10 protein-coding genes are annotated in these 10,185 nt (G+C 64.3%); 3 read left to right on the plus strand and 7 right to left on the minus strand.

What is annotated here, in order from left to right; all coding sequences use genetic code 11:
- Positions 1–57 precede the first annotated feature (57 nt).
- From OU11_RS03465 to OU11_RS03475, 3 genes are read right to left on the minus strand one after another with little or no spacing between them, the layout of a single operon-like run.
- Positions 58–963 carry a sugar ABC transporter permease gene (locus tag OU11_RS03465; protein ID WP_033514524.1) on the minus strand — a complete coding sequence of 302 codons (906 nt, stop codon included), beginning with the start codon at positions 961–963 and terminating at the stop codon, positions 58–60.
- Complete coding sequence (locus tag OU11_RS03470) at positions 960–2,360, minus strand: carbohydrate ABC transporter permease (RefSeq protein WP_033514526.1); 1,401 nt, start codon at positions 2,358–2,360, stop codon at positions 960–962. Before OU11_RS03470 ends, OU11_RS03465 begins: the two co-directional genes overlap by 4 nt.
- 19 nt (positions 2,361–2,379) lie before the next feature.
- Positions 2,380–3,627 carry an extracellular solute-binding protein gene (locus OU11_RS03475; RefSeq protein WP_033514527.1) on the minus strand — a complete coding sequence of 416 codons (1,248 nt, stop codon included), beginning with the start codon at positions 3,625–3,627 and terminating at the stop codon, positions 2,380–2,382.
- 374 nt (positions 3,628–4,001) lie between these two features.
- Between OU11_RS03475 and OU11_RS03480 the strand changes: the two genes are divergently transcribed.
- Together OU11_RS03480 and OU11_RS03485 are read left to right on the plus strand one after the other, a co-directional pair.
- On the plus strand, positions 4,002–5,609 hold the full coding sequence (locus tag OU11_RS03480; protein WP_033514528.1) for an alpha-amylase family glycosyl hydrolase: 1,608 nt from the start codon (positions 4,002–4,004) through the stop codon (positions 5,607–5,609).
- 15 nt (positions 5,610–5,624) lie between these two features.
- Positions 5,625–6,416, plus strand: a complete 792-nt coding sequence (locus OU11_RS03485) for an HAD family hydrolase (RefSeq protein WP_052122598.1) — start codon at positions 5,625–5,627, stop codon at positions 6,414–6,416.
- A 6-nt stretch (positions 6,417–6,422) separates the two neighbouring features.
- Here OU11_RS03485 and OU11_RS03490 read toward each other — a convergent pair whose 3' ends face one another.
- The gene (locus tag OU11_RS03490) at positions 6,423–7,448 is read right to left on the minus strand and encodes a LacI family DNA-binding transcriptional regulator (RefSeq protein WP_033514529.1); all 1,026 of its coding nucleotides are present in this window, start codon (positions 7,446–7,448) and stop codon (positions 6,423–6,425) included.
- Between the two features lie 123 nt (positions 7,449–7,571).
- Positions 7,572–8,270: a histidine phosphatase family protein gene (locus OU11_RS03495; protein ID WP_033514530.1), complete on the minus strand. Its 699-nt coding sequence runs from the start codon at positions 8,268–8,270 to the stop codon at positions 7,572–7,574.
- Between the two features lie 90 nt (positions 8,271–8,360).
- Between OU11_RS03495 and OU11_RS03500 the strand changes: the two genes are divergently transcribed.
- Positions 8,361–8,732, plus strand: coding sequence for a DUF4235 domain-containing protein (locus OU11_RS03500; RefSeq protein ID WP_033514531.1), 372 nt, complete (start codon positions 8,361–8,363; stop codon positions 8,730–8,732).
- A gap of 38 nt (positions 8,733–8,770) precedes the next feature.
- On the opposite strand, the gene OU11_RS03505 is transcribed toward OU11_RS03500, so the two are convergent.
- Positions 8,771–9,022, minus strand: coding sequence for a hypothetical protein (locus tag OU11_RS03505; RefSeq protein WP_033514545.1), 252 nt, complete (start codon positions 9,020–9,022; stop codon positions 8,771–8,773).
- Between the two features lie 93 nt (positions 9,023–9,115).
- On the minus strand, positions 9,116–10,036 hold the full coding sequence (locus OU11_RS03510; protein ID WP_033514532.1) for an aldo/keto reductase: 921 nt from the start codon (positions 10,034–10,036) through the stop codon (positions 9,116–9,118).
- Positions 10,037–10,185 lie beyond the last annotated feature (149 nt).

Genomic DNA, 10,185 nt, shown 5'->3' on the forward strand with positions numbered 1-10,185 from the left:
AGGAAAGGGATTCCCCCGCCTCCGTCCGCGTGACCGGTGTCGGTTTCGAGCGCGGGCTCAGCCCTTGACCGCGCCGGACATGGCCTCCTGGTAGTAACGCTGCATCACGATCGTCAGGATGGCAATCGGGATGGCGATGATCACGGCGGCGGCCGCGAAACGGGCGAACCAGGAGTTGAGGTACTCACGGCTGAGCATCTGGTACAGGCCCAGCGCCACCGTGTAGTTGTCCTGCGTGCGGCAGATGGCCTTGGCCATCACGAAGTCGAGCCAGGGACCGAGGAACGCGGTCAGCGCCTGGTAGACGAGCATCGGCTTGCACACCGGCAGGATGATCAGCCGGAAGGTCTGCCAGCGGGTGCAGCCGTCGAGCGCGGCGGCCTCGTCCAGGGACATCGGGATGGTGTCCATGTAGCCCTTCATCACGTAGAAGCCCGCGCCGGCGCCGGCGGAGTACACCAGGATCAGCGCGATGGTGACACCGATGCCCTGAGTCAGGCCCATGGACTTCAAGATGAAGTAGATCACGACCACGGACATGATGTTCGGGAACATGCCGAGCACCAGCACCACGTTCATGAAGGACTTGCGGAAGCGGAAGCGCAGGCGGCTCATCGAGAACGCCACGCACAGCACGAAGAACACGTTGATCAGGCATGAGATCACCGCGATGATGAAGGTGTGCATGAACATCTTCGGGAAGTTCAGGATGTGCGTGTCGGTGAACAGCTGGATGTAGTTGTCCAGCGTGTACTCCTCCGGGAAGAACGACGGGTTGTACGGACCCGGGTTCGCGTTGAAGCTCTCCATGACCACCCACGCGATCGGGATGATCCAGATGATGGCGAGCACCGCCAGCAGCAGGTGGCTCAGCACATCGCCCACGATGCGCCGCTTGCGCTGGTCGTGCAGGAACGGATTGCTTTCGGCCTTGACAGTGGCCGACTGGGTTGCATGGCTCACCGGAAGCCTCCTTCGTTCTTATAGGAACCGCTGCTGCGGTAGGTGATCAGCGAGACGATCGCCAGCACCACGAATGTGAAGATGCCGATGACGCCGCCGAGGTTGTAGTCGCCGCGATCCACCGTGAGCTTGTACAGCCAGGTGATGAGCAGGTCGGTGGAGCCGGCGGTGTCGCCGACGGCGGTCGGGTTGCCTCCGGACAGCAGGTAGATGACGTTGAAGTTGTTCACGTTGCCGGTGAACGTGGTGATCAGGTACGGGGTGAGCACGAACACCAGGTACGGCATCGTGATGCGGGTGAACGTCTGCCACCAGTTCGCGCCGTCGATCCTGGCGGCCTCGTACTGGTCGGCGGGGATGTTCTGCAGGATGCCGGTGATCTGCATGATGGTGAACGGGATGCCGATCCACAGGTTCACGACGATCACGGTCACGCGGGCCCAGGTCGGGTCGGTGAAGAACGGCAGCGGATCGGTGATCCACCCCCAGGATTCGAGCGTGCTGTTGATGGCGCCCTCCGGCTGGAGCATCTGGTTGATGGCCAGCAGGGAGACGAACTGCGGCACGGCCATCGACAGCGAGAAGATCGACCGCCACATGCCTTTGAAGTGCGTGGTCTTGCGGTTGATGATCATCGCCAGGAACAGGCCGAAGAAGAAGTTCAGGAACGTGGCGAAGATCGCCCAGATCAGCGTCCAACCGAGCACACGCACGAACTGGTCGGCGGTCACCGCGCCGGTCTCGGCGAACAGCGAACCGAAGTTCTTGAAGCCCACCCAGTCGAACAGCAGCACATGATCGGAGTCGTAGCTGGTGAACGCGATGCAGATCATGATGAGCGTCGGCAGCACGGTGAACACCAGGATGCCCACCACCGGCAGGAACATCATCGAGACCTGCGCGTTGCGGTCGGTCAGGTTGCGCCAGTCGTCCAGCAGCGTGGGCGCGGCGCCGGTCTCGCGCTGGAGCACCTGCGCCTTGTAGGCGCTGCGCACCGCGTACGACCAGAACACCACGAACAGGACGGTGATGAACACCGTGGCCACGCCGGCGGTCAGCAGCAGCACGGAGTTGTCGCCGGCGTCGTAGTACCAGTAGCCGTCGATCTTCTGGCGGGTCTGGGTGCGCGACCCCAACGAGACGAGCGTGCCGAGGCTGCCGACGCCCACCGTCGCCATGTAGACGATGTAGGCGATCTCGACGGCCAGGAACAGCAGGCCCTTGACAATCTGCTTGCGGGCGATGTTGCCCGCGCCCAGGATCAGGAACGACAGGCGCGTCAGGGCGTCGCCGTCCTTGGCGGCCGCGCGCAGCGTGTAGCGCGACGGCGGGATATAGTCCGTCTTGCGGCGGATCAGGCCACGCTTGGCGGGGCGTGGCGAAACGGTTGCTTCCATGTTCAAACCCTTCCTTGCGTCACATCAGGCTCTCGTAGGACGCCATCCACCGCTCGGTCTGCTCGGCCGCGTTGTCCAGCGTGACCTCGCCGTTGTAGATGGCCTTGCCGAAGTTCTCACAGGGGACCCAGAAGTTGTTCATCTCCGAGATGGACGGCTGGACCACCGACGTGTTGGCGATCGTATCGATCTGTGCCTGGGCCACGGCGTCGGCCTCGACCTCGGGCAGCGCGGCCACCTTGACGTCCGAGGGGATGACCGAGCGCATCGTGTAGTGCTTCTCCTGCGAGTAGGTGCCGGACAGGAACGCGGCGAACTGGTCGGCGGCCTTCGGATGCTTGCTGTACGGATTCCACGCGTACACGGTGGATCCGGCGAACGCCTTCATCCGCACCTGCTGTCCGTTCAGGGTGAAGCAGGGCAGCTGCGCCACGCCCCAGTCGTCGCCGAGGTTCGCGCGCACGGTGGCGGCGTCCCAGTTGCCGGTGAAGACCACGTCCACCGACCCGTCCTTCAGGCCCGCCAGACCGGAGCCGTTGGAGTCGAGTACGAAGTTCGGGTTGTTGCGGAAATTGACCAGGTACTCGGTCACGGCCGCGCCGATCTCTCCGCCGAACTGCACGCCGGCCGCGCCGTCGGTGCCGTCGGGACCGAACAGCTCGCCGCCGGCGCCCATGTAGAACGCCGGCACGTACCACGAGTTGGTCAGCGGGAAGGAGACCTTGCCCTTGGCCAGCATGGCGTCCAGCGACGTGATGTCCTCTTCGGTGAACTTGCTCTTGCGGTAGTACATGAACCAGGTGTTGCCGGCCAGCGGCACGCCGTAGACGTTGCCGTCCTCGCCGCGCACCGTGTCCAGCATGGTCTCGCTGCCTTCGGTCTGCTCCTCCAGCTGCGCCATCGTCGGATCGCTGACCTGGCCGATCGCGCCGGCGTCCAGCAGGGTGCCCAGCTGGTCGGAGGCGAACGAGTAGACGTCGGCCGCCACGGTCGGGTCCTGCTTGGCCACGCCCGCGGCGTCGGCGGAGGCGACGACCTGGTTCTTCCAGGTGATGTTGTATTCGGGGTGTTCCTCCTGGAATGCCTTCTCCATTTCCTGGAGCCAGGAGTCCTCATTGGCCTGGTCCTCCTGGGATGCCCAGACGACCAGGGTGATGTTCTCGGCGTCGCCGTTGGCCGATGTGCCCGGCTCGCAGGCGGAGAGCCCTCCTGCGAACAGCGCACATGCCGCCACGGCCGCCAAGGCCTTGTTCCATCGCGCAATCATCGTTGATTTTTTCCTTTCTTCGGGCCCGACTGCGGTATCCGAACCCGCAATGCGGCGAACCCCGAAACACGTTGGCAATCATGGCGTCAACTGTTTGACAACGATTGCACAAGCGCCGTTTCAGTACAGGCAATATCCCGCATTGCTGATGAAAGTATAACCCGTATTGCAAACGTTCGCAACACGTGTTGCCCTCATCTTTTCACAAGAGATTACGCATCTCCACATCCGCCCCCTCTTCCGCCGCCATAGTAATGTAAACGTTCGCATGTTCACGGCCGCATCGTGGCATAATCAGACGGTATATGCGAGCGCGCCGCGCCGACCCGCGTCCCCGCCAGCAGCCGCCCGCCAACCCCGAAGAAAGGACCGACATGCCCAGTATGTTCCCCCGACCCCAATGGCTCGCCACGGCTCGGTTCTACGAGATCTACCCGCAGAGCTTCGCCGATTCGAACGGCGACGGCATCGGCGACATCCCCGGCATCGTCTCCCGGCTCGACTACATCCGCGACCTCGGCTGCAACGCCCTGTGGATCAACCCCTGCTTCGACTCACCGTTCAAGGACGCGGGCTACGACGTGCGCGACTACCTCAAGGTCGCCCCGCGCTACGGCACCAACGACGACCTCATCACCCTGTTCGACGAGGCCCATCGGCGCGGCATGCACGTGCTGCTCGACCTGGTCCCCGGCCACACCAGCGAGGAACACCCCTGGTTCCGAATCAGCAGCCGGGCGGAACGCAACCAGTACTCCGACCGCTACATCTGGACCGACTCGTGGATGTCGGGCGCGGATGGGCTGCCGTTCGTCGGCGGGGAGGCGCCGCGCGACGGCACCTACGTACTGAACTTCTTCAAATGCCAGCCCGCGCTCAACTACGGCTTCGCGCACCCCGAACGCCCCTGGCAGATGGGCGTGGACTCCCCCGCCGCCGAGGACACCCGCCAGGCCATGGTCGACGTCATGCGCTTCTGGCTCGGCCAGGGCTGCGACGGCTTCCGCGTGGACATGGCCAATTCGCTGGTCAAGAACGACGACGCCGGCAAAACCGCCACCATCGCCGCCTGGCGGCAGATGCTCGGCACCATCAAGCGCGAATACCCCGAGGCGGCGTTCGTCTCCGAATGGGGCGTGCCCGAACAGGCGTTGCGGGCCGGGTTCGACATGGACTTCTACCTGGATTGGAGCTGGGACCGCAACGGATACTATCTGCTGTGCCGCGACACCCTGGATCCGCTGGACCGCAAGCATGATCGCAGCTACTTCTGCGCGCACGGCGGCGGCAGCATCCACGGATTCCTCGACCAGTACCTGCCGCAGTACGAGGCGACCAGGGACGACGGCTACTTCTGTCTGATCACCTGCAACCACGACACCGCCCGACTGGCACCGCGGCTCACCCCGGATGAACTCGCCATCGCCTACGGCATGATCCTGACGATGCCCGGCGTGCCGTTCCTGTATTACGGCGACGAGATCGGCATGCGCTACCGCAACCTGCCCACCAAGGAGGGCGGCTACGTCCGCACCGGCACCCGCACGCCGATGCAATGGGATGCGAGCGCCAACCTCGGATTCTCCACCGCCGACGCCTCGGACCTGTATCTGCCGGTCGACCCGGCCGCCGACGCGCCCACCGTCGCGGCCCAGCGGGATGACGCGCATTCGCTGTTCCAGTGGGTGCGCGGGCTGCTCGCCCTGCGCGCCCGCCATCCCGCGCTCAACGCCGACGCCCCGTTCGACGTCGTCGCCGCACCCGATAACGGTCGCCTGTTCGCCTACTCACGCACCGCCCTGGACGGCTCGGAACGCCTGGTCGTCGCGCTCAATCCCGGCCTTGAGCCCGAAACCTGCGCCATGCCGGAATCGGACTCGTCGCACGGCACCCCTACGATGGTGTTCAACCGGGGAGAGGTCACGGTCAACGACGCCAGTGTGACGCTCGGTCCGCAAAGCCTTGGCGTATTCGCCATATGACAGAGGGTGGTTCCAATGGATTCGGGGATGCAACGATTCCGCACGGTAGCGACGGCCCATGACACCGGCGCCCGCCGGTATGACGTCGTGCTCTTCGATCTGTACGGCACACTGGTCGATATCCGCACCGACGAGGAGTCCATCGACGCATGGGAGCAGCTGCGCGACTTCCTCGACGACGCCGGCGCCCACTATGACAACGCCGACCAGCTGCGCGACCGGTTCACGGGTGCGAAGGCGCTATGCAGCGTGGTGCCGCCCGGATACGATGCGGAATTCTACGAGCCCGATCTGCTGCCCGCCTACCGCGCGATGTTCTCGCTGCGCGGCATGCGCGTGGGCGAACGTATGAGCCGCAAGGCCGCATGGGTGTTCCGTCAGGCGTCGACGCGGCTGATCTGGCTGTATCCGGGTGCCATCGACATGCTGCGGCTGCTCAAACGGCAAGGGGTGCGCATCGTGTTGCTGAGCAACGCCCAATCCTGTTACACGCGCCCGGAGCTGACCGTGCTGGGCTTGGACGATGTCTTCGACGACGTGCTGATTTCCAGCGAGGAACACGTCAGGAAGCCCGGCCGCGAGTTCTTCGCCCACGCCCTGGCCCGTCAGGGCGTCACTCCCGACAGGGCCGTGATGGTCGGCAATGACGAGGACTGCGACATCCTCGGGGCCCGGAGTGCCGGCATCGACGGCATCTATCTGCGCACCGGCATCTCGCCGTATACCGATCCGATGGAGTCCTCCGCCGCGGTGCTCTCGCTCAAGGGCGCCGACTACGAGGGGCTGGTCCGGTTCCTGTTGGCCTGAGGCCCGCTACTCGCCGGTATACAGTTGATCGGTGTCGCGCAGCACCAGATGCGCCTTGACCAGTTCGTGCGGCTGCTCCACCGGCTCCCCCTTGATCAGGCTCAGTCCCTTGCGGGCGATGGCTCGGCCCATCTCGCGCGGATTCTGCCGCATCGTCGTCAGACCGACGGTGTCGGCGTACGGCGCGTCGTCGAATCCGATGATCGAGTAATCCTGCGGCGTGTGGTGGCCGTACCGTCCCAACCGCAGCACCAGCGGAATCGCCATCATATCCATCTGGCAGCAGATGGCGTCCGGGAAATCATCCAGCGCCAGCAACGCCGACAGCGTCGACTCCACGAACTCCGTGCCGCGGGGTACGGTCAGCACCTCCCACTGCAGGTCATGGTTCTGCGCGCCGATCTCGCAGGCACGGATGAACCCGCGCCCGCGCGCGTCAATGCTGGAGTGCATGGTCTCCACCGGCGCGGAACAGGTGTAGACGATATGCCGATGCCCCAGGTTGATCAGATGCTGGGCCGCCGTGAACATCCCGTCCTCGTCATCGATGCTGATCGAGGCGTCGAAGCCTTCGATCGTCGGGGTGTTGACGCCCAAGATCGGCACATGGATGCGCTTGAGCTGCTCGATCTCCTGCTGATCCACCGCGAACGAGGCCACGAACACGGCATCGACGTTGCGCCGCACCGGCAGCGTGGAGAAGAACTCGCGCCTGGCCTGCGCCGTGTCGATGTGCTGATATAGCGAGATGTCATAGCCGGCGTCATGCATCACCGACTCGATCCCGGCGAAGACCTGCGTATTGAACCAGCTGGCGATGTCCTCGTTCATCAGCAGCGCCACGCGGTAGGTCTGCCCCGATTTCAGCGCGGTCGCCGAACGGGAGATATTGAAATCCAGACGGTCCGCGGTTTCCAGCACCTTGTTGCGTGTCTTCTCCGAAACCAGCTCCGGCCGGGTGAACGCACGGGATACGGTGGAAATCGACACACCGGCGGCTTCCGCCACCTCACGAATACCGGCCTTGTCCATGCACACGCCTCCCTGCATCATCGTGACGCAGCCACGCAGCCACAGTCACGGCATCGGTATGACAACGTTTCAAGGATACTGCACACGTTGTCATACCGTTGGAAGCGTGGCGTCGGATTTTCCTCAGATATTCCACTGTTCGATGACGTTATCGCCCTTGTACCGGCTCAGCACCGAATACCGCGCCGTATCCAGCCGCAGCAGACGGGCCGCCGACGGGTTGACGCCCAGCCACTGCGTGGTCAGAATGCGCAGTACATGGGCGTGCGCAACCAGCAGCACGTCATGTCCCGCCTCGATCAGCGGAACCACCTCACGGATGGCGAGCCGCGTACGGGAGGCCACCTCGTCCAAGGTCTCGCCCTTACCGTTGTGCACCGGAACCTGCGTGCCGTCCGGCAGCGTCTCGACCCAATCGGCGTCCATCGAAGGGGGCAGCGACTCCGTGCCGTCGCGCCACAGATCCCACGTCCGGCCCAACAGCTCACCCACCGTGACCCGGGTGCGCCCCTCGGCACGCCCGTAATCCCATTCGGCGATGAACGGCAACACCTGATGCGAACCGTATCCCGCCAACGCGGCCGTCTGCCGCGCCCGCCGCAGCGGACTGGCGAACACGCACCCCTCGGCGAACCCATCGGGGAACGCCTCCCGCAAGCGAATGCCCGCCTCGATGGCCTGGTGCTCGCCAGCGGCCGTCAAGGGGATATCGGTTCTTCCGGTATGCTGCCCGGATACGCTCCACGCGGTCTGTCCATGGCGCAGCAATACCAGGCGTCCGGGCTTGGGGGCCTCATTGCCGCCAACAATCTTGTCAGTCATACTGCTAACTGTACTCCCGACCGGGCACGGTGCCCGCCGTGCAACACCGATAGGCGTGATTCAGCCGCGCGCCGCGTCTATCATGGAACCATGAGTGATGAGTACGCGGCATACGCCGGCGGGTCCGGCACCTCGGCCGACCGGGTGGTGGCGGGGTTCCATGCCATCGATGAAAGGGTGAACGCCATGCGCGAACAGCGGCTGAACGACCCCGATTCCATGGGCGACAAGCTCATCAAATACCTGATTCCCACCTGTGCCGGACTGGTTGCGGGCAAACTGTTCCAGACGCTGTGGAACAAAGGCACGGCCCGCAAACCCGGCACCGACGCGCAGCAACAGGGGCTGCTGATGAGTCTGCTCTTCGCGGCCGGATCCGCCGCCTTCGGCGCGGTGCTGACGCAACTGGCCGACCGCGGTTCCAAAGCCTGGGTGAACCACCGTCACAACCGTCGCGACTAATCACCGGACGGCGCCATGTGCGATGCCGCGGCCCACGGCTACCGTCGCCGCGGCTTGTACCCCTTCTTGCGCGAATGGGGCCTGATCTGCTGGTTCAACGGCACGTACCGATACGATGTATCCGGATCGCGGCTGGTCAGATGCCATGTCCCGCACAGCTCGCACCGGTACACCCATAGCTCGATGCCGCGCTCTCGGAAGCTCTCGTCGGCGGCGCGCTGGGCCTGGGCCTTGTCGTGATACATGATCTTGTTCGACGACGCGCAACGTTTCGGGGTAAAGTAATGCACGCTCACATCATAGTGCGACATGCCGCACGAGGTTCCCGTGCGGCGGATGGCCGGGAGTGGACGCGAGGGACGCGGTCGGCGCGACCGACGAAACTAAGGCAGATCGTTGCCGGCGGCGCGATACAGGTCGTACCATTCCTGCCGGTCCAGTTCGAGATCCGCACCGGCGATCATCTGCGTAAGCCGATCGGGGTTCATCGACCCCGCCAGCGCCTGGATCCCTGCAGGATGCCGCAGGATCCACGCCGTGGCCACCGCGTTCTTGGTGCTGCCGTGAGCGTCCGCGATGCGGGAGAGCGTGGCGTTGAGCTCCGGGCGACGGGGATCGTCGATGAAGGTCGCGCCCAGTGCGGAATCCTGGAACGGACTCCACGCCTGGATCGTCATGCGTTTGAGCCGTGCGTAGGCGAGCGTGCCACCGTCATGGTCGGCGCCGGCGGCGTCATCCATATTCACGTGGAACTCCTGCCGGAGCATTCCGTTGTGCCCTAATCCGAACTGCAGCTGATTGACCTGGATCTTCTGGCTCAACGCGCTTTGCAGCAGCCCGATCTGCATCGGATTCATATTGCTGACGCCGAAATGACGCACCCTGCCCTCGGTCTGCAGCACATTGAACGTTTCGGCCAGCTCATCCACGTCCACCAGCGTATCGGGCCTGTGCAGCAGCAGGAAGTCCAGATAGTCGGTGCGGAGCCTGACCAGCTCCTCATCCACGGATTGCAGGATATGCCGTCTGGAGAAGTCATAGCGCTGGCCAGGCACGATGCCGACCTTGGACTGCAGATAGACGGAGCCGCGGGGCGCGTCCACGTCCTCCAAGGCGCGGCCCAGGGCTTCGGAGCTGCGACCGGCCCCGTAGATGTCGGCGGAATCGAAAAAGTTGATGCCCTGCTCGATGGCCGTGCCGACGATGTCGGCCGCCTCCTGCCTGCTCTTGCCTTCCAGACGCATCACGCCCAGCGCCACGCGTGAGGCGTTGACGCCGGTGGTGCCGATCTGCGCGTAGCGCATATGCTCCTCCTTAAGCCGGGTGGGTCGCAACGGTACTAGATATGATATGACGATTACGGTTGCGTTGGTGTGGTACCGGGTCCGTGTGTGTCCGTCAAAGACCGCGTTGCGTGGTGAACTGGTGGTGTGGGTGCAGATATGCGTGGACC

It is taken from the genome of Bifidobacterium pullorum DSM 20433, assembly GCF_000771405.1.
GTDB classification, from domain to species: domain Bacteria; phylum Actinomycetota; class Actinomycetes; order Actinomycetales; family Bifidobacteriaceae; genus Bifidobacterium; species Bifidobacterium pullorum.

Bases quoted from the DNA above. Each gene is read 5' to 3' on its own strand.
- OU11_RS03470 (WP_033514526.1), bottom strand. From the start codon at position 2,360: ATGGAAGCAACCGTTTCGCCACGCCCCGCCAAGCGTGGCCTGATCCGC.
- OU11_RS03475 (WP_033514527.1), bottom strand. From the start codon at position 3,627: ATGATTGCGCGATGGAACAAGGCCTTGGCGGCCGTGGCGGCATGTGCG.
- OU11_RS03480 (WP_033514528.1), top strand. From the start codon at position 4,002: ATGCCCAGTATGTTCCCCCGACCCCAATGGCTCGCCACGGCTCGGTTC.
- OU11_RS03485 (WP_052122598.1), top strand. From the start codon at position 5,625: ATGGATTCGGGGATGCAACGATTCCGCACGGTAGCGACGGCCCATGAC.
- OU11_RS03490 (WP_033514529.1), bottom strand. From the start codon at position 7,448: ATGGACAAGGCCGGTATTCGTGAGGTGGCGGAAGCCGCCGGTGTGTCG.
- OU11_RS03495 (WP_033514530.1), bottom strand. From the start codon at position 8,270: ATGACTGACAAGATTGTTGGCGGCAATGAGGCCCCCAAGCCCGGACGC.
- OU11_RS03500 (WP_033514531.1), top strand. From the start codon at position 8,361: ATGAGTGATGAGTACGCGGCATACGCCGGCGGGTCCGGCACCTCGGCC.
- OU11_RS03510 (WP_033514532.1), bottom strand. From the start codon at position 10,036: ATGCGCTACGCGCAGATCGGCACCACCGGCGTCAACGCCTCACGCGTG.